The 23,545-nt window shown below is 51.5% G+C and carries 24 protein-coding genes; 16 read left to right on the top strand and 8 right to left on the bottom strand.

The window, feature by feature from the left end; genetic code table 11:
- Positions 1–244 precede the first annotated feature (244 nt).
- The 4 genes from PsB1_RS03865 (at position 245) to PsB1_RS03850 (ending at position 2,045) form a co-directional block, all read left to right on the top strand.
- Complete coding sequence (locus PsB1_RS03865) at positions 245–460, top strand: hypothetical protein (RefSeq protein WP_284359197.1); 216 nt, start codon at positions 245–247, stop codon at positions 458–460.
- 31 nt (positions 461–491) lie between these two features.
- Positions 492–923 carry a hypothetical protein gene (locus PsB1_RS03860; protein WP_284359194.1) on the top strand — a complete coding sequence of 144 codons (432 nt, stop codon included), beginning with the start codon at positions 492–494 and terminating at the stop codon, positions 921–923.
- 112 nt (positions 924–1,035) lie between these two features.
- A complete protein-coding gene (locus PsB1_RS03855; RefSeq protein ID WP_284359192.1) occupies positions 1,036–1,569 on the top strand; it encodes a response regulator in 534 nt (177 codons plus the stop codon).
- The gene (locus PsB1_RS03850; protein ID WP_284359189.1) at positions 1,566–2,045 is read left to right on the top strand and encodes a hypothetical protein; all 480 of its coding nucleotides are present in this window, start codon (positions 1,566–1,568) and stop codon (positions 2,043–2,045) included. Before PsB1_RS03855 ends, PsB1_RS03850 begins: the two co-directional genes overlap by 4 nt.
- A 6-nt stretch (positions 2,046–2,051) precedes the next feature.
- On the opposite strand, the gene metZ is transcribed toward PsB1_RS03850, so the two are convergent.
- Together metZ and ftsY are read right to left on the bottom strand one after the other, a co-directional pair.
- Complete coding sequence (gene metZ, locus PsB1_RS03845; RefSeq protein WP_284359187.1) at positions 2,052–3,269, bottom strand: O-succinylhomoserine sulfhydrylase; 1,218 nt, start codon at positions 3,267–3,269, stop codon at positions 2,052–2,054.
- Between the two features lies 1 nt (position 3,270).
- Positions 3,271–4,560 carry a signal recognition particle-docking protein FtsY gene (gene ftsY, locus PsB1_RS03840; RefSeq protein ID WP_320412715.1) on the bottom strand — a complete coding sequence of 430 codons (1,290 nt, stop codon included), beginning with the start codon at positions 4,558–4,560 and terminating at the stop codon, positions 3,271–3,273.
- Positions 4,561–4,778: 218 nt separating this feature from the next.
- Here ftsY and PsB1_RS03835 point away from each other — a divergent pair, with 218 nt between their 5' ends.
- From PsB1_RS03835 to PsB1_RS03805, 7 genes are all read left to right on the top strand, one after another.
- A complete protein-coding gene (locus PsB1_RS03835) occupies positions 4,779–6,008 on the top strand; it encodes an NAD(P)/FAD-dependent oxidoreductase (protein ID WP_284359185.1) in 1,230 nt (409 codons plus the stop codon).
- A 40-nt stretch (positions 6,009–6,048) separates the two neighbouring features.
- Positions 6,049–6,369, top strand: a complete 321-nt coding sequence (locus tag PsB1_RS03830) for a 2Fe-2S iron-sulfur cluster-binding protein (protein ID WP_284359183.1) — start codon at positions 6,049–6,051, stop codon at positions 6,367–6,369.
- A gap of 123 nt (positions 6,370–6,492) precedes the next feature.
- On the top strand, positions 6,493–6,894 hold the full coding sequence (locus PsB1_RS03825) for a PTS sugar transporter subunit IIA (protein ID WP_284359180.1): 402 nt from the start codon (positions 6,493–6,495) through the stop codon (positions 6,892–6,894).
- Entirely contained in the window at positions 6,894–7,175 is a 282-nt protein-coding gene (locus tag PsB1_RS03820; protein ID WP_284359179.1) for an HPr family phosphocarrier protein, read from the top strand. Before PsB1_RS03825 ends, PsB1_RS03820 begins: the two co-directional genes overlap by 1 nt.
- Positions 7,176–7,376: 201 nt before the next feature.
- On the top strand, positions 7,377–8,912 hold the full coding sequence (gene ffh / locus PsB1_RS03815; protein ID WP_284359177.1) for a signal recognition particle protein: 1,536 nt from the start codon (positions 7,377–7,379) through the stop codon (positions 8,910–8,912).
- 35 nt (positions 8,913–8,947) lie between these two features.
- Positions 8,948–9,487 carry a 30S ribosomal protein S16 gene (rpsP, locus tag PsB1_RS03810; protein WP_284359174.1) on the top strand — a complete coding sequence of 180 codons (540 nt, stop codon included), beginning with the start codon at positions 8,948–8,950 and terminating at the stop codon, positions 9,485–9,487.
- A gap of 5 nt (positions 9,488–9,492) precedes the next feature.
- Positions 9,493–10,686: a serine hydrolase domain-containing protein gene (locus PsB1_RS03805; RefSeq protein WP_284359171.1), complete on the top strand. Its 1,194-nt coding sequence runs from the start codon at positions 9,493–9,495 to the stop codon at positions 10,684–10,686.
- Between the two features lie 119 nt (positions 10,687–10,805).
- On the opposite strand, the gene PsB1_RS03800 is transcribed toward PsB1_RS03805, so the two are convergent.
- Positions 10,806–13,199 carry a TonB-dependent receptor gene (locus tag PsB1_RS03800; RefSeq protein WP_284359169.1) on the bottom strand — a complete coding sequence of 798 codons (2,394 nt, stop codon included), beginning with the start codon at positions 13,197–13,199 and terminating at the stop codon, positions 10,806–10,808.
- A gap of 254 nt (positions 13,200–13,453) precedes the next feature.
- Here PsB1_RS03800 and chrA point away from each other — a divergent pair, with 254 nt between their 5' ends.
- A complete protein-coding gene (chrA, locus tag PsB1_RS03795) occupies positions 13,454–14,728 on the top strand; it encodes a chromate efflux transporter (RefSeq protein ID WP_284359167.1) in 1,275 nt (424 codons plus the stop codon).
- Between the two features lie 49 nt (positions 14,729–14,777).
- Here chrA and purS read toward each other — a convergent pair whose 3' ends face one another.
- Together purS and purC are read right to left on the bottom strand one after the other, a co-directional pair.
- The gene (purS, locus tag PsB1_RS03790; protein WP_284359166.1) at positions 14,778–15,020 is read right to left on the bottom strand and encodes a phosphoribosylformylglycinamidine synthase subunit PurS; all 243 of its coding nucleotides are present in this window, start codon (positions 15,018–15,020) and stop codon (positions 14,778–14,780) included.
- Between the two features lie 41 nt (positions 15,021–15,061).
- Positions 15,062–15,811, bottom strand: a complete 750-nt coding sequence (gene purC / locus PsB1_RS03785) for a phosphoribosylaminoimidazolesuccinocarboxamide synthase (protein WP_284359164.1) — start codon at positions 15,809–15,811, stop codon at positions 15,062–15,064.
- Positions 15,812–16,030: 219 nt separating this feature from the next.
- Between purC and PsB1_RS03780 the strand changes: the two genes are divergently transcribed.
- The 4 genes from PsB1_RS03780 (at position 16,031) to PsB1_RS03765 (ending at position 19,325) form a co-directional block, all read left to right on the top strand.
- The gene (locus PsB1_RS03780; RefSeq protein ID WP_284359163.1) at positions 16,031–16,351 is read left to right on the top strand and encodes a DUF1476 domain-containing protein; all 321 of its coding nucleotides are present in this window, start codon (positions 16,031–16,033) and stop codon (positions 16,349–16,351) included.
- A gap of 70 nt (positions 16,352–16,421) precedes the next feature.
- Positions 16,422–16,580, top strand: coding sequence for a hypothetical protein (locus PsB1_RS03775; RefSeq protein WP_284359161.1), 159 nt, complete (start codon positions 16,422–16,424; stop codon positions 16,578–16,580).
- Between the two features lie 94 nt (positions 16,581–16,674).
- A complete protein-coding gene (locus tag PsB1_RS03770) occupies positions 16,675–18,195 on the top strand; it encodes a serine hydrolase (protein ID WP_284359159.1) in 1,521 nt (506 codons plus the stop codon).
- A 233-nt stretch (positions 18,196–18,428) separates the two neighbouring features.
- On the top strand, positions 18,429–19,325 hold the full coding sequence (locus tag PsB1_RS03765) for an RNA polymerase factor sigma-32 (RefSeq protein ID WP_284359158.1): 897 nt from the start codon (positions 18,429–18,431) through the stop codon (positions 19,323–19,325).
- 332 nt (positions 19,326–19,657) lie between these two features.
- On the opposite strand, the gene dxs is transcribed toward PsB1_RS03765, so the two are convergent.
- From dxs to pufL, 3 genes are all read right to left on the bottom strand, one after another.
- Positions 19,658–21,580 (bottom strand): 1-deoxy-D-xylulose-5-phosphate synthase, encoded by a 1,923-nt coding sequence (gene dxs, locus PsB1_RS03760; protein WP_284359157.1) that lies wholly within the window; start codon positions 21,578–21,580, stop codon positions 19,658–19,660.
- Between the two features lie 66 nt (positions 21,581–21,646).
- A complete protein-coding gene (gene pufM / locus PsB1_RS03755) occupies positions 21,647–22,579 on the bottom strand; it encodes a photosynthetic reaction center subunit M (protein ID WP_284359155.1) in 933 nt (310 codons plus the stop codon).
- A gap of 15 nt (positions 22,580–22,594) precedes the next feature.
- Positions 22,595–23,422 (bottom strand): photosynthetic reaction center subunit L, encoded by an 828-nt coding sequence (gene pufL / locus PsB1_RS03750; protein ID WP_284359153.1) that lies wholly within the window; start codon positions 23,420–23,422, stop codon positions 22,595–22,597.
- Positions 23,423–23,545 lie beyond the last annotated feature (123 nt).

Below are 23,545 nucleotides of genomic sequence, written 5' to 3'. Positions count from 1 at the left end.
GTGGCTTCTGAAGTGAATAAGGTGCCGCCGATTGATAAATGGGTCTTTATTGGAGTTAAGCCTTTGACCCCCACCCTCCAAATGGTACAAAGCGACCTGCTAATTCAGCATGTTTTGATCATTTCATTGTTAGGGGGTCGGGGAAAGTGATCGCCTAACCTGTTTGAATGCCAAACATGTGCTCTTAAAGTGGCATACAGAAATGTAATGTGACAAAGTGCGAACAAACCATCATGGTTTAGCCATGAAGATGTTTCCCCATTTGCTTATCTTTGGCATGATGTGTGCCACATCGATGCTGGGGTTGAGTGTCCATGCTCAAGCTGGTTCACAAAAGCTCAATAAGGCCGACAAGCCGCACCAAATTCCTGTTGCAAAATTGTTTCCTTATTATGATTTGTATTTAAGTTTGCCGCCAGAGGATCGCGATGGATTTACACTCAAATATTTTGAGTGGTAGGGACTCTCGTGCTCGTCCGCGAATGGACTATGTGCAGGCTACAACACGGACCCCGATCGAGCTTAATAGTCAGGGCCAAGTCCTCAATCTACCTGATGTGAACATGTTCAAAAATGGTGTGATTGAAATTCAAGCTTCTCTAAATCAGGGCAGCGTTAAATTGAGTTTGAAGCCTACGATCGCATTAGCTAAATCTATTCCAGTTCAGGCGGTTAATAATAGCTTGACGGATTATGCGGCCGCAGTTTCAAGGATGGGGCCCGCTTCTTTTATGATTCCAAAGCTAAAAGGTGTCAGCTTTGAAGGTGTTAGCACTGGTCGTGCTATCCTAGCGGATGGGCGTAAAGTTAGTCTGCCACTGGAAGCCAAAAAACCGGTATTCCGCCCAGCGCATCCGAATTTAAAATCGGCCACCCATCTCGAATTTGATGTCGTTCCAACAGATGTTGGCTTTACCCGATAAGGTTGCGTGTCAAAAACGGGTTAAGCCGACTTTCAGTAAGATCGATTTAACGAACTTAAGGCAAACTAGCCCTTGTTGCTGAAGCTGATTGATGTGTGTGGAATTTCTGTGAATGGCTGGATTAGCCTCTCTTCATGTTTTGGTGGTGGACGACAACCCGCATATGCGGTCGATTGTGGTTGCGATTTTGCGTGGGGTTGGGATTGGGACTGTCAAAGAAGCCAGCGATGGCGCAGATGCCATGGAAGTTATGCGCGCGGGGGTTCCAGATATCGTGATCGTTGATCTAAACATGTTTCCGATCGATGGGTTGGAATTTACCCAAATGATCCGCACAGCTGCTGATAGCCCGTTTCCGTTCGTCCCTATTATCATGATGACTGGCCACACCGAGCGAACCAAAGTCATGTCAGCGCGCGATTCGGGGATAAATGAACTTGTAGCCAAACCAATCTCTGCCAAGACTTTATTGGATCGTATCGTCGCGGTGATCGATCGGCCGCGAGCCTTTGTTAAAACCAGTTCCTATACTGGCCCATGTCGACGAAGGGGAATTGGCAAGGAGTTTTTAGGCCCATGGCGCCGCAAAGGTGATGAAAAAGAAAAGGAAGCCCAACGCAATCTATACCAGGAACCCACTTCATGAGTCTCAATACCCCCGCCCAACTCACCCCGCCAAGTTTTCGGTTGCAACGATTAGTGGGTGAACCCGCTGCTAACGTACTCACTTCAGAAGTCTATTATAAGGCTGAAATGATTTTGGCTGAAATGATCCCTCCTCTTGTACTTGAAGTGCATCGCTTGCTGGAGGAAATCTCTGAAACTCTCGAAAATGGAACAGGCAATATTCGGGACCTGATCTGGGATAATGCCCATGAGATAAGGGGGCTAGCTGGAAGCGTAGGCAAAGTTTATTTGGGGTTAGCCGCAAATCTAATCTGTCAGTATTTACAAGATACCCAAAGCGATTTCATTCCCGATCAAGAGGTTATGCAAACCATTATAATCATCGCCTTTCAAGCCCTTCGCGATGACGCAGATACCGATCCAATGATGAAGGTTTTGGTACAAGATGGTGCGCGTGCTATCCTTGCACAGCGACATAGAGAGGGGCGCGAATAATCCAAATTATTCCACAGTCAGGGCTGCATCTAATGCCACGGCTATATCGCGACAAAGGTCGTCACAGGCCTCTATGCCCACAGAAAGGCGTATCAATCCCGGTGTCACGCCCAAATCAAGCTGCACGTCAGGAGCAAAGGAATAATGGGTGGTTGTCGCAGGATGGGTAGCCAGGCTCTTTGAATCGCCAAGATTATTGGAAATGTCAACAATTTTGAGCGCGTCCAGGAAAGCAAAGGCTGCCTTCTTCCCACCGACCAGTTCAAAAGCCACCAAGGTGCCGCCAGATTTCATTTGACGCTTGGCTAATTCATAATGGGGATGATCGGGCCTAAAGGGATAACGTACGGCGCGCACAGCTTTGTGATTGGCGATTAGGTCGCTTAGTTTGGCTGCACTGTCACTGGCCCGCTCCACCCGCATCGATAAGGTTTCAAGGCCTTTGAGGACATTCCAGGCTACAAACGGCGACATTGCAGGACCCGTGTGGCGCAGATAGGGGTCAATATGCTCTTCTATAAAGCTGGATAAACCCAAAATGGCACCACCCAGCGTACGCCCCGCCCCATCCATATGTTTGGTGGTTGAATAGACCACCACATCTGCCCCATGTTCAAATGGGCGCTGAAGGATGGGAGAGGCAAAAATATTGTCGACAATCAGGCGCGCGCCAGCCGAATGTGCGATGGCGGCTATGGCCTCAATGTCGCTGATTTCTAAAGTGGGATTACTGGGGCTTTCCAAGAAAAGCATTTTTGTATTGGGTTGTATAGCGACTTTCCAAGCAGCAAGATCGGTCGAGTCTACTAACGTCACTTCAATGCCGTAACGCGGCATGAACGTCTCTATCACCCAGCGGCACGACGAAAACAATGCTTTTCCAGCAATAACATGATCTCCACACCTTAAGGGTGCTATCAGGGCGGCAGTCACCGCCGCCATGCCGCTAGCTGTCAAGCGACAGGCCTGCGCTCCATCTAAAGCGCGCAGTCGTTCTTGTAACATCGTGTTGGTTGGGTTGGCATAGCGCCCGTAGAGATAGCCGGGCGCTTCACCCTTAAAGCGCGCTTCGGCTTCCTCAGCACTGTCATAGACAAAGCCTGAGGTCAAAAACAGGGCTTCGCTGGTCTCTTTGTGCGCCGATCGGGTCTGACCGCCGCGCACCAAGATCGTCTCAAGACCCAGCATGTGCTTAGATTGGTCCTCTTGGCTCTCGTCTGTCATATCAAAGCGTCCTCAATCCAACCAAGGCGTGTGCAAAAGCGTGCGCAGAGAAAGGTTGGAGATCGTCGGCGTGTTCACCGACACCAATGAAACGGATGGGCAACTTATGTCGGTCTGTGACGGCAACCAAAACACCACCCTTTGCTGTGCCGTCAAGCTTTGTCATCACAAGGCCAGTGATGCCGGCAGCATGGCGGAAAGCCTCGGTTTGGGCAATGGCATTTTGGCCCACGGTTGCATCGAGGACTAGCCATGTTTCGTGTGGGGCCAATGGGTCAACTTTACCGATCACACGCACAATTTTGGCCAATTCACTCATTAATTCCGTCTTGTTTGACAGTCGCCCAGCCGTATCGATCAAAAGCACATCCATCCTTTCGGCTTTAGCGCGCTCAAAAGCCTCATAGGCAAGGCCCGCAGCATCTAAGCCCGTTTCTCGCGCCACAACGGGCACATTGCAGCGTTCACCCCAAACTTTTAATTGCTCAACCGCTGCGGCGCGAAACGTGTCCCCCGCGGCTAGCATGACCTTATGGCCTGCCGCACTCAGATTATAGGCGATCTTGCCAATGGTTGTAGTTTTGCCTGACCCATTGACGCCAACAAATAATATGACGCGTGGCCCCGGCCCTTCAAAGGGTGAGTGTGTGGTTTCAAATGGGCTGAGTATGGCCGCGATTTCGGCTGCTAGAGCCTCTTTGACTTTTTGGGTGGTGATATCTTTGCCAAAGCGCTCCTTGCTGAGTGCAGCGCGAATGCGTGCGGAAGCGGGCGCACCAAGGTCAGCGGTGATCAGCAATTCTTCAAGATCGTCCAAGGTCTGGGTATCAAGTTTTGCCTTGGTCAATACGGCACTTACTCCTTCGGCCAAGCGGGAGGAGGAGCGTTGTAATCCCTCCACCAATTTGCCGATCATATCGGTGGGTGCAAGCTCAGTTGGGACAGCGCTTGGGTTGATGGCATAGGCATGACCTAAGGACCCATCGGCTCGCGCTTCAAGGATAGTAAGTCTTGCGCGACCTTCCAACGTGCCTGCAATCGCTAAAGAGCCAGCCCGAGCGGTTAAGAAAATCAAATCAGGGTCAGCGTCTGGTGCACACAACAAGCGGATCGCAATGGAAGTAGGTTCATAGGTGCTTTCAATTCCCGTCACACCCGTCATCGCCATGGCTGCTGCTTCAACCAAGGGGCCAACTTCACGTAACATGTCGGGGTCGTCGACTTGCACATTAAGGAGGGCAGCGAATGGATGGGAGTTTGCGATTTCTACCCCGTCGGCTTTTGATGCCATGACCGGTGTCGCCGCCTGATTTGGTTTCTTTTTTCCCCACCCAAACATTGCTTCATTCCCATTCTGGCCGTATTGAACAGAACCCAACTTAGCCAAACAGGCTATTAGACAAAAGAGTCAGCATGGTGTTGAGCTTTGTCAGTAGATTGCTTCACAGCCCAATTGCGACATTCTAGTACCAAGCAACAATAGGCAAGCATAGGGGTGGCACGTCATACATGGTTGATCGCATTGTCATCATTGGCGCTGGGCAAGCGGCCGCACAAGCCGCCCATAGTCTGCGTGCTGGGGATTATCAGGGCCGTTTGGTGATGTTGGGGAACGAAGGCTTGGCACCTTATCAGCGCCCACCACTGTCAAAGGCCTATCTTTCCGGTGCCACGGGCCTCGACCGGATCACTTTGAAACCCCAAGAATTTTGGGACCAAGAGCATGTCGAAACCTATTTTGATGTGCCTGCCACCGAGTTAGACCGCGTGACCCAAGTGGTCAAAACTAGTGATGGACAAGCTTTTCACTATGATGTGGCCATTATTGCGACCGGTTCTAGCGTGCGTCGTCTATCCTGTCCGGGCGCTGAATTGGCTGGTGTACATTATCTGCGCAACATTGGCGATGCAGACGGTTTGCGAGAGAATTTTCTGCCTGGCAAGAAGCTTGTGATCATTGGCGGGGGCTATATTGGGCTAGAAGTTGCAGCAATTGCCATCAAGGCCGGGCTTGAGGTCACGATTTTAGAAGCCGCGACCCGCATGCTGGCACGTGTGGCACCACCCGTTATTTCTACCTTTTTTGAAGACTTGCATCGCCAAGCGGGCGTGACAATGTTAAACAATGTACGAATTGCCGCCTTAGTGGGCGATAAACAGGTTCGCGGTGTTAAACTCGAAGACGGGCAGATTATTGCCGCTCATCTTGTGTTAGTCGCGATTGGTATTGTGCCCAATGCCCAATTGGCGCAAGCGGCAGGTCTTTCTGCAAGTGATGGCATTGAAACTGACCTAGATGCCCGCACCAGTGACCCGCACATCTATGCGATTGGGGATTGCGCCAGTCGCCCCTTGGTTCATTACGATCACCGCCGTAGCCGCCTTGAAAGCGTCCATAATGCTTTGGAGCAAGCCAAGTTTGCCGCAGCGTCCATCCTTGGCTTACCCCGTCCGGTTGAAGAAGTACCTTGGTTTTGGTCGGATCAATATGACATCAAATTGCAGATTGTCGGCCTTTCTATGGGGGCAACCCAATCGGTGGTCCGCGGGGATGCTGCATCAAGGCAGTTTGCCGTCTTCCATCTCGATGGCGCAAATCGCTTATTGGCGGTGGACGCTATCAACATGCCCCCTGCATTCATGGTGGGTAAGCAGATCATCGCACGGCAAGGACATCTTGCACCAGCGCGGTTGGCTGATATGTCTATTTCGATGAAAGAGATCGGGGCTGGCGCTTAAGTGTCCAATCCGACTAATCGCTCAAAAGGAATAATCCAGCATGGCTAAGGTCACCTATATTGAACATTCGGGAAAAGAGCATGTCCTTGATCTAGCACCTGGCACCACTATAATGGAAGGGGCCGTCAAGAACCGAATTCCAGGGATTGATGCCGATTGTGGCGGAGCTTGCGCATGCGCCACCTGTCATGTTTTTGTAGATGCGGATTGGATCGAGAAGACTGGAAAACTTGGTAGTATGGAAGAAAGTATGCTTGATTTTGCCGAAGGGATAACGCCCTTGTCGCGCCTATCCTGCCAAATCTCCATGACGCCAGAACTCGACGGCATTATTGTTCGCTTACCCGCGGCGCAACATTAAGTATGATGCACCTAATGTTCGATCTTGAATGGAGATCACTGCTAGATGGATAAGACGTAGATGTGGCGTATTGCGCGGGCAGAGCACGTCACTTGCGTGAAGATGTGATGAGTTAGGAATCCAATGATTGGTGTCGTGGTGGTCAGTCATGGTTTACTGGCGCGAGAGCTGCTTCTCGCAGCTGAACATGTTGTTGGGCCTCAAACCAATATGGTGGCAATTTGCATTGGCCCCGATGATGATATGCAAACCCGGCGCGATGATATTTTGAACGCGTGCCGGAAAGTAGATGTTGGCGCGGGCGTGATTATTCTCACCGACATGTTTGGTGGAACCCCATCAAATCTCGCGATTTCCATTATGAATCGTGGTGATTATGAAGTAATCGCCGGGGCCAATTTGCCCATGCTGATCAAATTGGCTGAGGTACGCGGGCGCGAAACCCTGCCTCGCGCCGTATTTGCTGCCCAGGATGCGGCACGTAAATATATTGCAGTCGCCTCCTCATTGCTGGCGAGTGGCTGATGACTCAACGGCTCTCGCGCACCTTTGAAATTGTCAATAAACGGGGCTTACATGCCCGCGCTTCCTCCAAATTTGCCATGCTGGCGGGCGAGTATGCGGATTGCTTCATCCGTGTGAGCCGGGAAGACCAAGAAGTTGATGGTGAGAGCATCATGGATCTGATGATGCTGGCTGCGGGCATCGGCTCTGAGATCGTCGTTTCAGCTGAAGGACCCCGCGCTGAAGCCGCTCTGGATGCTTTGACCGACTTGGTCGCCAGTCGCTTTGGTGAGGATGAATAGCGCATAAGACCTTGCCCTTTGCCCTTCGTTTCGCTATAGGCCCCACTCTTTCGCGCAATCAAAACGCGCTCTCTGATCCACACGGTCCTGCACGAACTGAGCAATCGGGGGTTAAGCAGATGGGGTGGACAGGGTTTCCCCGTCCGACGTGATCGTCCGGCGGGGTGTTTTGTGTTGCGTGTTTGTTTTTGGGAACCACGCATGTTTGACGCGCTAACTCAACGATTGACGGGTGTATTTGACACGCTGACGGGCCGTGGGGCCTTGTCGGATAGCGATGTCGATGCGGCGCTGCGTGAAGTGCGTGTCGCGCTGTTGGAAGCCGATGTCGCGCTGCCCGTCGTCAAAGCCTTTATCGCCAAGGTCAAAGAGGAGGCCGTTGGTGAGCGGGTGATCCGGGCTGTTAAGCCCAGCCAGCAAGTTGTCAAAATCGTTTATGACGCGTTGGTTGAGACCTTAGGTGGCACGGACGGCCCGGTTGATTTAATGCTGAACCAAGGCCCTCCGGCGATCATCATGATGGCGGGTCTGCAAGGTTCTGGCAAAACCACCACGACTGCGAAACTGGCCTTGCGTATGCGCATCAAATTGCGCAAAAAAGTACTGGTTGCTTCCCTTGATGTGCGTCGCCCTGCCGCGATGGAGCAATTGGCAGTTTTGGCCGGGCAAGCCGAAGTTGAGTGTTTGCCGATCATCTCAGGCCAGATGCCGGCTGAAATTGCGCGCCGTGCCATCACCGCTGGGCGGCTTGGTGGCTATGACGTCGTGGTGCTTGATACCGCAGGGCGCACATCCATCGATGAAGAGATGATGCGCGAAGCAGAAGAAATTGCGCGCATAGCCGCCCCGATTGAAACCTTGCTGGTAGCCGATAGCCTAACCGGGCAAGATGCGGTGGAAACCGCGCGTCGCTTTCATGAGCGCTTGCCGCTAACCGGCATTGTTTTAACCCGCGGCGATGGCGATGGGCGCGGTGGTGCTGCGTTGTCGATGCGCGCCGTCACCGGCCTGCCAATCAAGTTCTTGGGTATTGGCGAAAAAATCGACGGCTTGGACGTTTTTGACGCCCAACGTATTGCCGGGCGCATCTTGGGCCAAGGCGATGTTATCAGTCTGGTTGAGCGCGCGGTTGAGAGCGTCAAGCAGGATGAAGCTGAAAAATTGGCCGCTAAAATGGCCAAGGGTAAGTTTGACCTTGATGATTTGGCGATGCAATTGCGGCAGATCCAAGCCATGGGCGGCCTTGGCGGTGTGATGGGTATGTTGCCTGGCGCGCAAGCGGCCAAAAAGGCCATGGAGTCTGGGGCTGTCAGCGATAAGTCCGTCAAGCGTCAGATTGCGGTAATCCAATCCATGACTAAACAGGAACGCGCCAAGCCGGATGTACTCAATGCGAGTCGGCGTAAACGCATTGCCGCTGGTGCTGGGGTCGATGTTTCGGAAGTCAATAAAGTCATTAAAATGCACCGCTCCATGGCCGATATGGTCAAGGCCATGGGCAAAGGCGGTATGAAAGGCCTGATGGGAAAAATGGGTGGGATGTTCGGCGGGAAAATGCCGCCGATGGACCCCGCTACTCTTCAAGCATTAGGTCAAAAGGCGTCTGCGGCCTCTGGGGGTTTGCCAGGTCTATCGGGGCCAACATCAGCCGCACCACAAGGTTTGCCCGGATTGGGCAGCACACAAACCCCCGGCGGCTTTAGTGGCCTGCCGGGTCTCCCACTTGGGAAAAAATGACAAGAACAAACATAAAACTCTGAAAGGTAAATCTTATGTCTTTGAAAATTCGCTTGGCCCGTGGTGGCTCCAAAAAAAAACCCGTCTATCGGATCGTGGTCGCTGAAGCGCGTTCCCCCCGTGATGGGCGCTTCTTGGAAAAGATAGGCAGTTACAACCCAACTTTGCCAGATGACAATGTGGCCCGTTTAGTCATTGATGCGGACCGTGCCGCAGAGTGGATGAAAAAAGGTGCACAACCGACCGATCGCGTTGCCCGTTTCTTGGCTACAAAAGGTGTGGGCGTTTGGGTCAATGGCAATAATCCTAGCAAAGGCAAGCCTGGCCAAAAAGCAACCGAGCGTGCCGCAGAAAAAGCCCAAGCCGCTTTAGACGCCGCTGCAGCGGCTGAACAAGCCAAAGCAGACGCTAAGGAAGCCGCCGCACTAGCCAAAGCCGAAGCACAGGCCGCAAAGCTTGCTGCAGTTGAAGCCGCCGCTGCCCCAGTTGAAGAGTTTGTTGAGGAACAAGCTGCTGTTGAGGCAGTGGCTGAAGAAACCACCGCCGAAGCAGTTGAAGAGCCAGCGGCTCAGTAAGCACCATGTGGCACCTTGGCGAAGTGCTTGGTGCCTGCATCGACCGCCTAGATGTCCCCGGCGGCACCGCCATTTTATTTCAAGGCCAAGATATCATCTGGTCTGGTGCGTTTGGGGTGCGCAAAATACCTGACACGCCCATGGAAGTATCCAGCAAAGCGCGCGTCGCTTCAATCTCCAAAGTGGTTACCGCGTTAACCTATATCCAATTGGTTCAATCGGGGCATGTGACGCTGGACGGAGATATATCTGATCATCTTGGATTTGTGCTGCGCCACCCTAAGTTCAACCATCGCCCGATTACAGCCCGTATGATCTTGAGCCACACTTCCGGCATCCGCGATGGTGAGAATTATCGTGGTGTGGTGGGGGAGACGCTCGAGAGCTTCTTTGTTCCAACCGGGGAACAATGGCATGAGGGTGCCCATTGGGCCGATGTTGACAAGCCACTCGGCTTTTTTACCTATTCTAATCTCGCCATGGGCCTTTTGGCGCAGGTTTGTGAAGGCGCAACGGGCGAACGCTTTGATCGGCTGGCCGCACAACTGGTGTTGCACCCATTAGGGCTCGACTGTGGCTTCAATTGGTCTGGTGTGTCTGAAAGGGCAGTCCAAAATGGGGTGACACTCTATCGGCGCTATCCCTCCGGTGCATGGGAATCACAGATTGATCAAGATCTAGACCCCGCCAAATTACCTCTGATTGCTGCGAAACCTGGCCAAAGCTTGGAAGGCTATAGAATCGGAACCAATGGTCTCTTGTTTTCTCCTCAAGGCGGTTTGCGGGCCAGTGTCGAAGATATTGCCAAGATTGGCATGGCCCTAACAGGTGCGAAGGCTTTATTGAGCCCTGATGTGCGTGCTTTAATCACTACACCACATTGGACATTTGATGCACGCTTAGCCAATGGCGATACCTCTGGGGGGGCGTTTCAAGGGTTTGGCTTGGGCGTCCATCGATTGATCCCAGGTCATGCCTGCCCAATAACAGGTTTAAAGTGCGAGATGATCGGCCATTATGGTGAGGCTTACGGCCTGTTAGGCGGAATATGGGTCGACCCAAAGTCTTCCAAAGGCTTTGCTTGGTTTGTTAATGGGGGACTTTATGAACCAGAACCCGGACGTATATCGGGCCTTTATCTCATCGAAGAAGAAGTCATGCAGGCAGCAGCAGTCGATTTAGGTCTTGTTGCGGCATGAATGAGACTTATAATTGACCCATGTTGTTTCATAGACATGTCCCAATGTGTGGCAGATTTTGATCGAGCCGCTGAACATATAACCATTACATCTACCTTCAACATCCATATGAGACCATCCTAATAATGATAGCGCAAGGTCAGCTGGGTTGTACGTGGGTCACCCGGCACGCCAGAGAAAAAGCCGCTATTACCCGATTGCGGAGTTAGTAGGGTCATATAGTCATGATCGGTGACATTGCGGACAAGGACAAACACCTCCCACCCGGCTTCCGCGGTAAAGCCGGCCCGCAGATTGAAGAGATCATAGCTGCGAATTTTCAAATAGGCGCTATCGGATGCATCTGCAAAAAAGCTAGAGCGCGAGGTCCCATCCACCCCAATATAATATTCTCCCTTTTGGGCCTTAGCAGCCCAGCGATATTCAGCCCCAAGGCTTAAAGCCACGGGCGAAGTCCCCGGCAGCTCTTTACCCGATAAGTCACAAGAGCTTGTGGTATTTCCGATCAGTTCAAGTGGGCATGGCGCGTTCTTAAAGGACCGATAGGTTGCATCTGTGAAGGCGGTACGCAGATAGGCTGACAGTCCCTGGATTGGAGCCAGCGTTAAGTCCAATTCAACCCCTTGCGAACGCACCGCTTCAATATTAGCCAGATAGCCCCGCAAAGCACCAGGTCCGGTATCGACAACATTGGCCTGAAAATCTTGAACATCGGATTTAAACAAAGCGACATTAGCGGTCAGTCGGCGTTCAAACCATTGGGATTTAAGCCCTAATTCATAGGCTTGCGTTTCTTCTGGGCTGATAATGGCCCGGTCTAGAGCAGGATTATTGGTGGCGTTAAAGGGTAGACCTGCAAGATTAATCCCGCCAGATTTGAACCCCTTAGCGTAATTCACATAAAGATTAATGGACGAGATGGGTTGCCAAGATAGATTGATATCACCAGTCCAGGCATCATCCCCAAACCGAACGCGATATGCTTGCGGCCTGAAGATCGACAGTTTGGCATTGATCAGAGCATTATTGGGAGTTGCAAGGCCACCCTCCACTTGGGCTGCATAATCGGCCTTTTTGATCTCATCGGTGTATCTAAGGCCCGTGGTTAATGTGATTGTTTCTGATGCCCGCCAGATCACTTGAGCAAAGGCGGCGCGGCTATCAATGGTCGATACGGCATTAGAACGAGTAATATAACCATCTAGAAGGTTCGATCTGATGGGTGTGCCGTTTGATGTGGCCGTTCCCAACAACCAGAAGGATGCATCACGGCCCCATTCGGTTACGTTTTGGCCTTTTAACTTTTGGCGAAATGCAAAAAGCCCAATGGTATAATTAAGACGCTGAACCCCCTTTGAAGCGAGGCGCAATTCATGGGTGATTTGTTCTTGTTGAACGGGGTTGGCCGATTGGCGTAGAATATCTAAACTCGTGTAATCGCGATCATTGGCCGGACGCCAATCCCAGCTACGCCAAGCACTGATTAGGGTTAGCGCTGTTCCCCCTAAATCCTTGTCTGCAATCAAGGAGACACCACTCAATTCGGAGCGTGCCGCAATCGGCGCATTTGCATCGGCTATACGATCATAGGGGTTCAAGCTGGGCGGTGCATAGTTTAAGGCGCTGGCCAGAGCCGGGAACTGACGCCCAGCACTTCGCAAGGTCGGCCCATAGCCAGCATAGACCTGGGTGCAGCAATCGGCATCGGAGAGGTTGTAATCGCCAACCAAACGCAGCTTCAAACTGGGTTCAAGGACCCATAGGAGCTGGCCGCGTATGGCTTGATTATCCAGATCATTCACCAGCCGGTTGGAAGGCACTAAACGGATAAATCCTTCACGCTGGGTTATTCCAGCGGCAATCCGAAAGGCCAAATGGTCTTTAAGAATTGGGCCGCTTACTACGCCCTTGGCCTGCACAAAACCTGCTGAGCCACCTGAAACCTCAATCTCAGCCTCATGGTCAAAACTTGGTAGTTTGGTCGTGATGGAAACAGCACCCGCTGTCGTGTTTTTGCCAAATAAAGTGCCCTGGGGACCACGCAGGATCTCAACACGTGCAATATCGAGTAAATCGAATGCGCTGGCGGCTGGGCGACTATTGTAAACTTGATCGACATAAAAGCCGACCCCCTGTTCTAAGCCGTCATTGGCTAGGCCGAAAGACACACCAAGTCCACGTATATTTAAAGCGGTATTGCGCGGATTGGATGATGTGTATTGCAAGGTGGGGACTTGGGTAGACACAGCTTGAATGGAAAAGGCCCCCCGTTTGCTCAATGCTTCAGAACCAATCGCCGTTAATGCGATTGGGACACTCTGAGCGGTCTCATCGCGTCGTCGCGCCGACACAATAATGACTTCAGAATTACTGGTCGCTTCGATCCCTCGCCCCTTTTGTTCAATGTTTACGGTGAGAGTTGGGGTGGATTGGGGTGCTGCAAAACCACAAATCGGTACAAAAAGGGCGAAATTGAAAGCGAGTATTGAGGTACTTACAGCAAGTTTACGCATGAGCATATTTTTCCTTTTATCTAATCCAAACTATAAAACTCATAGTTAGAATTAGTAGTCTTGATATAACTTATTAGCCATTCTATATAATAATTGGCCCATTGACTATATTTACAGTTTAGTATTGGCTTTTCAATCGATCTAATCTGAAGATTTTCTAATGTAAGATGATCTTTATTCTACGGAAGAGGTCTCAAAAACATCGGAAAACATCGCGTAGGGGGGTACCATCGTGGCCATAGAAGGGCGCAGTCATGTCAGAAAATCCAAGCTTGCACGATTTCATCCGCGAAAGTTTGTGGATTGGGATGTTGGGATTTGGTGGACCTGCTGGTCAGATCGCTTTGATGCACCGTCGTTTTGTGGAAACTCGCAAATGGGTGAGTGAGGAAACCTATATGCATGCGCTAAGCTATTGCATGCTCTTGCCCGGTCCAGAAGCGCAGCAATTGGCAACTTATATAGGCTGGCGTCTGTATGGTGTGCGCGGTGGGCTGATTGGTGGGTTGTTGTTTATCGTACCAGGGGCGGCCCTTATGCTTGGCCTATCCTTGATTTATGTCCACTCTACCCAATTGGCTCTGTTTCAGCCTGTCCTGCAAGCTATACGGGCGGCCGTGCTGGTTCTTGTATGTGTCGCGGTCTATCGGTTGGCACATAAGGCCATCAAGGATTATGCAGGGTGGATTATAAGCGCGGCAGCATTTAGTGCCTTGTTCTTTTTCCAAATTCCTTTCCCATGGGTGATACTGGTTGCATTGTTGATCGGATGGTTTAGGGCACCCTCCCTCCCTACACCTGGGGTGGTAGCCAGTGCGGGGCGTCTTCGAGGGCGTGCATGGCAAGATGGCGCAATCTGGTTATCGGTATGGCTCGTCCCACTCATGGGAGTTGCTATGGCGCAGATGGCTTTATTGACACAGATTGGGCTGGCATTCTCTGGCCTTTCGATGGTTACTTTTGGTGGTGCTTACGCCTCGACTGTTTGGCTTAACCAATATGGCGTTGAAACGGCCGGTTGGTTGACGTCTCAGAATATGATCGATGGACTAGGCTTGGTTCAAACCATTCCTGGCCCATTGGTTCTGATTAACCAATTTGTCGGCTTTATGGCAGGCTGGCGTGAAGGTGGCATTGGGTTGGCATTTGCCGCTGCATTTATGGCCTCGTGGTGCACGTTTGCTCCAAGTTTTTTGTGGATATTCGTTGGCGCGCCTTATGCAGAGCAGTTGCGCAGCCATGCTAAGGTTGGGGGTGCTTTGAGTGGGGTAAGTGCGGGCGTAGTTGGGGTGATGGCGAATTTGGCCCTTTGGTTTGGTGAGCAAACACTTTTTACGTCCCAAATAAAGTATAAAACCTTTGCTGACACGACATTCACTCTACCTGATTGGGCTACCATTAATCCAATCATGCTGGTATTGGTGCCCCTTGCCATTTGGTGCCTGCAAGTAGCCAAGCTTGGCCCAGCGCTGACCTTGATGGTGACTGTTTTAACCAGCATTGCCTTGGCTGTGGTCCACTGGCGCTAGGGATTTTGCCTTGGTAACCGCCCTAAATTAGCGCGATGGGTAAATTGGCTTAAGCAGCGATTTCGATGGTCCAGCTTTCAATGACTGGATTGGCAAGCAGCTTGGCCGCCATTTCCCTTGCCCTTAATGCGCCTCGATTTGGATCGGTTTCATCAAGCTCAATCTCAATCATTTTACCTACACGTGCATCTTTGGCTTCATAAAAGCCCAATCCTCGTAGCGCTTCGGCAATCGCCCGCCCTTGCGGGTCGAGGACGCCATTTTTCAAACGGACGTTGACAATTGCTTTCATAAGGTAGGCTCTTTCATTGGTTGTGGGCTCAAGGCTTGGGCTTAGCCCTCTACAAATGCGCTGCGCGGGTCTTTAAATATGCCCAAACGTTGGGCCACCTCGGCATAGGCTTCTGAAATGCCGCCTAAGTCTTGCCGAAATCGATCCTTATCGAGCTTATTGTTGGTGCGCGCATCCCAAAGGCGGCAGGAATCAGGGCTGATTTCATCGGCCAGCACCGTGCGCACCATATCGCCTTCATAGAGCCTACCAAACTCAAGCTTAAAATCGACCAAGCGTATGCCGACCCCTGCAAACAGACCCGACAAATAATCATTAATCCGCAAAGCCAGAGCCATCAAATCGTCAATCTCTTGGGTTGTGGCCCAGTTAAAGGCGGTAATATGCTCTTCAGCGACAATCGGATCGCCTAAGCCATCATTCTTATAGTAAAACTCGACGATGGAGCGGGGCAGTAATTCGCCTTCAGGTATACCCAAACGCTTGGATATGGAGCCAGCAGCCACATTGCGCACGACAACTTCAAGGGGAATAATCTCTACTTCGCGAATCAATTGTTCACGCATATTAATACGGCGGATGAAATGAGTTGGCACGCCGATCGCGTTTAAGTTCGTCATAATGAATTCAGAAATTCGGTTATTCAAAACCCCTTTACCTTCGATGATTGCATGCTTTTCGGCGTTAAAGGCGGTGGCATCATCTTTGAAATACTGGATCAAGGTACCAGGTTCTGGCCCCTCATAAAGGACCTTCGCCTTGCCTTCGTAAATTTTCTTGCGGCGGGACATGGTCGCGCTCTCCTCAATGGTTAGGTGGCAAGGCACGCCCTCAAAACCGGTTTGGTGTTGAGTCGAAACTCCTAACAGCACTACCACCCTAACAGGCTGCGCTTGATGCCTCAATCATGTGGTGCATCCCTTGCACTTGTCTGCGCACACACCTTTCCAAACCCAGCATTCATCCCTACATGCCCCAAGTCGGAAGCCGTGTTACAAGGAAGCTTGATCATGAGCCAGTTTGATAAGCGCAAGACCGCGCACGAAGCAAAATACGCCCACGACAGTGAGCTTGCGTTTAAAATCACCGCCCGCCGCAATAAGCTGCTGGGGACTTGGGCTGCTGAGCTTTTGGGCCTGACGGGTGAAGAGGCTGAGGCCTACGCCAAGTCTATCGTACTTGCTGACTTTGAAGAAGCTGGCGATGAAGATGTTTATCGCAAAATCAAAGCTGATTTTACCGCCGCTCAATGTGAAGTGAGTGAACACCAGATCCGTCGTGAAATTGAACGTCTATTGGATGTTGCCCGCCAACAACTCACAGCTGGTTAAGATGACAAAGTTCCTGACTTTGACCAAGATAAACCGTTGTGCTTGCGCGCTGAGTTGTGCCGCCTTGGCCATGACTATCTGTTTTGGATGTGCTCTTGATTCAGTCGCCAAAAACCCCGCCGAAGCTGAAGCACGCGCCTCGGCTATGCGCCAAGATTGTTATCGACGTGGTGGTACATGGAGTGAAGCAGTTGGTACGTGTGTGGGTGCCGATCCGATGCGCCGCTAAAGAGACTGCAAATGGTCGTTTATTCCTGTCAATTCTGCCCTTACTAGTCTGATTTCTGGCTTGCCTGGCCAAGCGCGATTGAGGGCCCAAGGTGATGCAGCGACGCGCATTTATATCCTTATTGGGGACGGGTTTAAGTTCTACTATGATTGGGCCCGCTTTTGGGAAAAGCCCGATCAAAAATCCTTTAGTTGGCTTGGATGGCAAACTTGATTTAGCCCGTCAGCAATGGCGGGTACCTGGTCTAGCGCTTGGCATCGTCAAGGATGGCATGTTGATTTATGCTAAGGGTTTTGGGTGGGCCGATGGCGCTCAAACCCGTATGATCCATCCCGACACCTTGTTTGGATGCGCTTCATTGACCAAAGCTTTTACGGCTGCATCGATTGCGCTCTTGGTCGATGAAGGTAAGCTTGATTGGGATGAACCGGTAACCACTTATCTGCCTGGTTTTAAAGTTGCAGGTGGGCTTGAGTATGCCAGCTTAAGCTTGCGTGATATGTTATCGCACCGCACCGGACTGGGCTCCCATGACCTAGTTTGGTATCATAATAGTTTACTCACCAAAGCTGATGTGATGGAAAGGATGGCGTATCTGCCGATGCTTTCTCCTTTACGAAGCAGCTATCATTATACCAATTTGATGTATATTGTCGTTGGCCTTGTTGTAGAGCGGGTCACAGACCAGACTTGGGAAGATTTTATCCAAGCCCGCATATTAAAGCCTCTCGCTATGGCGCGCACCGGCTTTAGTCCACTTAGCATGGTTCAAGACCCAGATTTCGCCTTTGGCCATACTCTGGACCCACTACATCTTGCCAAGCAAATCCCGTTGCGACCTGAAGATGCGATAGGTCCAGCCGGAGCGCTCTATGCTTCTGTCACACAGTTTAGCGCCTGGATTGCCCTTCAACTTGGACGGGGCGTCTATCAAGGGCAACGACTGATCTCCCAAGCCCAGTGCGACGCGATGTGGGAGCCATTGATCCCAACCGGTGGCCAACCTGACACCCCTCATTTCGGACGGGGCTTTTACGGTTTGGGATGGCGGATTGATAGTTATCGCGGCATGCGTCGGGTCGCCCATGGCGGCAATCTCAACGGCTATTCTTCACGCCTAACACTATTTCCGGACCATCATTTGGGTATCATTGCCTTTGCCAATTTGCGCGGGACACCATTGCCAGGGCATGTCAGCCTTGATATTTGTGATGCACTTTTAGGTCTTGAGCCTGCGAATTGGTCCGAAAATGGTCTTGCGCGACGTGCGATCCATGAAGCCAAAGCGGCAAGTCTTGTTCCTCCCACGCCGATCCCACTGACCAGTCCGTCGCGGTCCTTATCCGCCTTTACTGGCACCTATCATCATCACGGTTATGGCCTATGGCAGGTAGAAATGGATGATCTTGGTTTGCGGGCGACCTATAATGACATGCCTGTTCGGTTGCAGCATTGGCATTATGATGTGTTCAAAGCCAAGCCATTGCGTGAAGATGATATTGATCTTGCTATGATTGGGTTTAGTTTTTTGTCGAATATGGCAGGCCACATCGGCGAGTTACAAGTTGAGATGGACGCCGATTTTCCTCCCATTGCCTTTAAGCGACTAAGCTAATCCAACAATGGATTGATCATACAATGGCCAAAAGGATTTTGGGCCTAATCCTATTAGTGATCGTTTGGCACCTGCCCTCACCAAACAAACCATTGATCCGAACCAAGACAGGCCGCGTAAAACATCTAAATTCGACCAGATAAGCAATTTGGCACCTTAATCGCCATCATAGCAATTGAAAGCTCTGGTGGAGCAATGGGCCTCGTTTTTGGGTGTACGATCGGAGAGATCACATGGCCAGTTATGAAACCACCGATTCCATTAATGCTTCGCGGCGCTTCGTTAAGCAGGCAATGAAGGCACCGCTTCTAGAACATGATCATGAGCGGGTGCTGGCATCGAAATGGCGTGATCACCACGATGAAAAAGCCCTGCACGAACTCACAACGGCCTATATGCGCTTGGTTATTTCAATGGCCAAACGGTTTGCCAATTATGGTCTACCAATGAGCGATCTGGTGCAAGAAGGTAATATTGGTCTGATGCAAGCCGCTGCACGATTTGAACCTGAACGCGATGTGCGATTTTCCACCTATGCGGCTTGGTGGATACGTTCGGCTATTCAAGACTATGTATTACGCAATTGGTCGATCGTGCGTACGGGAACAACAGCGGCGCAAAAGTCCTTATTTTTTAATCTACGCCGCTTGCGCGCCGTGATCAGCGATACGGGCGACGCGATGATGTCGCAGGTAAACCGCGCATTCATTGCTAACAAGTTGGGAGTGAGCGAGCGGGAAGTTGAACACATGGCGGCGCGAGTGTCCGCCCATGACCGCTCACTTAATGCCCCGATGTCGGAAGGTTACGATGACAGTGGCGAATGGCAGGATTTATTGGCCGATGAGGGTATTCTTCCTGACCAAGATGTGATGGAACGTACCGACGCAAGTCGGCGCAAGCAATGGATTGAAGAAGCGTTACGATCTTTAAACCCCCGTGAATCGATGATCATTCAAGAGCGCCGCCTGACCGAAGAAGGTGTAACTCTAGAAGCATTGGGCACTCGTATGGGTATTTCCAAAGAACGTGTCCGCCAAATTGAACATCAGGCAATGAAGAAGCTTAAATCCGCTTTGCTCAAGCGACTTGGCGACCCTGAAGATAGTGGTCTATTACCAGACGTTTGATTAGGCTTGGTGCAATACGGGTCATGATTGGCTCAAACTGGAGTGCGACATTCCATATTCAGTCTTTAAAAGCTTTGCTTCAAGCTGCTGCTTCCCGAACTTCCCTATTCAAATGCCGCAACCCTTTGAAAAGGGGGTGGCACAACCAGGGATCAGATGACCAGTGCTCTAAACCCAACTTGGCCGAAGTGTTCCTATTTCAATAGTGTTCCGACACAGAGTTGGCCAGCATAAACCACCGTTGACTATTGCGCAGTGCCATAATTCTTCGCGTCCTGAAGGGTTATTCAAAAGAATAGATGGTTTTATTGGCTTGGTAATGCGATCAGACATTAAGCCATGAAAGAGGCCATACGTGGTGGCGCTTCCACTTCTAAACCTAGCGCTTGAAGGGCAGCAGACACGATCCCCTCGCAGTCAAGACCTGCTGCAGCCACCATGGCCGCAGGGCTTGCTTGATCTTGGAAGCGGTCAGGCAAGGTCAATGTGCGAATGCAAAGACCTTTGTCGAAAGCGCCTTCACGAGCTAGAAAATGCAAAACAAATGCGCCAAATCCGCCAACCGCACCTTCCTCGATGGTAAGCATAACCTCATGCTCACGTGCAAGTCTGCCTATCAACTCTTCATCAATAGGCTTGGCGAAGCGAGCATCTGCAACTGAGGTGGAGAGGCCCATCGCAGCAAGACGATCTGCCGCACGCAATGTATCTTTTAGTCTGGAACCAAACGAAACAAGCGCGATCTTAGTGCCTTCGCGTAGAATGCGCCCCCGCCCGATCTCTAAGGGCTGTGGATCGGCGGGAATGTCAAGGCCCAAGGCTTCCCCGCGGGGGTACCGCACCCCACTGGGTCCATGGTCATAGGCGGCGCAGGTGGCGACCATGCGGGCGAGTTCTACTTCATCAGCCGCACCCATCAGGACAAATCCAGGCAGAGCGCCTAAAAACCCGATGTCAAAAGACCCCGCGTGGGTCGCCCCGTCGGCACCAACTAAGCCTGCGCGGTCAATCGCAAAACGAACAGGCAGCCTTTGGATCGCCACATCATGGACCACTTGGTCATAGCCGCGCTGTAAGAAAGTAGAGTAGATCGCGGCAAAGGGCTTCATGCCGTCAGCGGCAAGGCCTGCTGCAAACGTAACGGCATGCTGTTCTGCGATGCCGACATCAAACATGCGATCTGGAAACTCATTTTGAAAGATATCAAGGCCTGTACCGCTGGGCATTGCCGCGGTGATCGCTACAATCGCGCTGTCCTTGCGCGCTTCGTGCACCAAGGATTGACCGAAGACTTGGGTGTAGCTGGGGGGGCCAGCGGGGGCCTTTTGCTGTTCGCCCGTGATGACATTGAACTTAGCCACGCCATGATATTTATCAGCGGCACTTTCGGCAGGGGCATAGCCCTTGCCCTTTTGGGTGCGCACATGAATTAAAACAGGTTTATGATCAATCGCACTGGCATTGTGCAAAATTGGCACCAAAGTTTCCAAATCATGGCCATCGACGACACCGATATAATGGAAGCCTAATTCTTCGAAAAAGGTGCCCCCTTGTACCATACCGCGCGCATACTCATCAGCTTTTCGGGCTGCATCTGCCAAGGGCTGGGGCCACACTTCAATCATTTTCTTAGCGGCTTTGCGCAAGGACAGGAAAGATCTTCCAGAGAGGAGGCGGGCAAAGTAATTGCTCATCGCACCTACAGGTGGGGCAATCGACATATTATTATCATTAAGGATGACGATAAGTCTCTTGGTCGAAGCGGCTGCAATATTCATCGCCTCATAGGCCATACCCGCTGTCATCGAGCCATCACCGATTACAGCGATCACATGGTTGCTGGCCCCTTTAAGGTCGCGTGCAACACAAAAGCCAAGCGCAGCTGAGATGGAGGTGGCGGCATGAGCGGCACCGAATGGATCAAACACGCTTTCAGCCCGCTTTGTAAAACCGGACAGGCCATTTTCTTGGCGCAAGGTGCGAATACGATCCCGTCGGCCGGTTAAAATCTTATGGGGATAGGCCTGATGCCCAACATCCCAGATTAAAATGTCACTTGGGGTATCAAACACATGATGGAGTGCGAGGGTGAGCTCAACCACACCAAGGCCTGCGCCTAAATGCCCGCCGGTGACCGAAACCGCATCAATCATGGTGGCGCGCACTTCCTCTGCTAGAGGGGCAAGCTGATCACGTGCCAATAAGCGAAGGTCAGAGGTGTTTTGGATTGTATCCAATAACGGTGTTTCGAGCATGGCATGGATCCTTCGAGGTTGAAGGCGGGCCAAAGAAAATACTTTGGCCCCGATCAAATAAGCGATTTAGAGGGGTGGGGCATAATGGTGGACCTGTGCCCACCCATACCAGTCGCTCACCACGGTGCCGGTCAATAAAATACCAATTCCGCCGGTCAAGGTTGTTAAAACCGCAAACCACCAAGCCCAACGATGGATCGATTCCATGGATGCATTAAAGCCCATGGTCCAGCGCCAGAAAAGAGCAGCGCGTTCTGAAGCCGTGCCGCGGTCTGTGATTTGTTCAATCTCGCGCTCCCCACCATAACGGCTCACAGCCAAAATGGTTGCACCATGCATCGCGAACAAAAGGGCAGAGCCATAGAGAAACACGATGGAAAGACAATGGAACGGATTATAGAACAGATTGCCATAAGTGATGGAGAAAGCCCCGGTCCAATCCAAATGGGTAAAGATCCCAAATGGCACCGCCTCGCTCCAGCTACCCATCAAAGCAGGGCGGATGAAGCCCAGCACCAAGAAGAGCCAAATCGCAGAGGCAAAGGCCCAGGCAACATGGGTACCCAAACCTAAGGCTTTGGCGCGGTTATAAGTGCGTACCCACCACAACAGGAGTGAGGTGGTCAGGAAGAACCCAGCCATCACCCACCATCCGCCTTGATCGAGCGGGGGAAACAGATTGAACCCCTGCTCAGGTGGGGGTGGATTTAAGGTCAACCAGGGCAGTCGGCGAATGAACTCAATGGGATCCCAGTTCACAGATGCGAACATATTGAGCCCAATGATTTCAAAAGCAAGAAAGCCAAAGAAGAGCGACGCAATCCCAGTCCAGCCCAGATAAATGGGGCCGATCTGGGCGTTACCAATCGTGCCTAGGAGACGCGATATGCCGATAAAGCCTTCGCCATCGCGTTCCAAACTCCCCTTGGGAAGTGGAATTCCCAATTCAGCAGGGCCACGGACTTGAACTTGAGTGAAAATGTTTTGATAGCCAGCCATGTTAAATGCTCCTGCCTATGAGCCCCAAATAGGGAGTTTAAGCCACATATCCCACCACTCGGGCCAACCGAGTGACCAGACCGGGCCACTAATGACGATACAAACCGCACTCCAAAAGCCTGCAGACAAAGCCAGGAAAAGACCCAAGCGGTGAATCCCCAAAGTGCCGATGGAATAACCCAAAATGTCGCGGAAGAAAGTGTCTTCATATTCGGGGGTCTTCACCACTTCCCCTTTGCCAGGATTGGTCGCCGACAAAATGAGCGAGCCGTGCAAGGCTAAGGCGAAGGTGTTCACAAAGAAGAAGGACACAGCCACCATATGCGCCGGATTATAGTGAAAATTGATATATTTATAGCCCGTATTGGAAACCCAATTTAAGTGGGTGAAAATCCCATAGGGGAAGCCATGATACCAAGCACCCATAAGAACCGGACGGATGACAACCAAGGTCACATAAGCAAAAATCGCCACGCCAAAAGCAAATGGCACATGCAGGCCGATCCCTAGTTTACGTGAAATCTCCACTTCGCGCAGCGCCCAAGAGACAAAGGCCCCGATGGCACACATGGTCACTACCTGCCAAATGCCGCCCTCCTTAAGTGGGGCAAGTGCTAATCCATAGGATTCAGCAGGCGGTTGAATATCGATTAGCCAAGGGTTCCATGTCGGCCCTAAGGACGCGCCATATAAGATCAAGGCGGTGCCTAGTATCGCAAAGAAACTGGCGGTTACTCCAAAAAAGCCCACATAAAACGGGCCCACCCAAAAGTCGAAGAGGTCGCCGCCAATCAGCGTCCCACCCCGAACACGGTATTTGCGTTCAAAACTCAGCAAGGCCATGATCCGCGTCCTCCTTGGCCCCAAGAAGCCCATGCTTCAAAAGGCCGATCCGATGAATGAAATGCGGGGCAGACGAACAAAACATTTGCCTTGTTTCGTCTGCCACCACGGACGTGACCGAAA

The sequence above is a fragment of the Candidatus Phycosocius spiralis genome (assembly GCF_030158815.1).
GTDB lineage: Bacteria > Pseudomonadota > Alphaproteobacteria > Caulobacterales > Aquidulcibacteraceae > Aquidulcibacter > Aquidulcibacter spiralis.
This window is presented reverse-complemented; position numbering and strand designations above follow the sequence as displayed.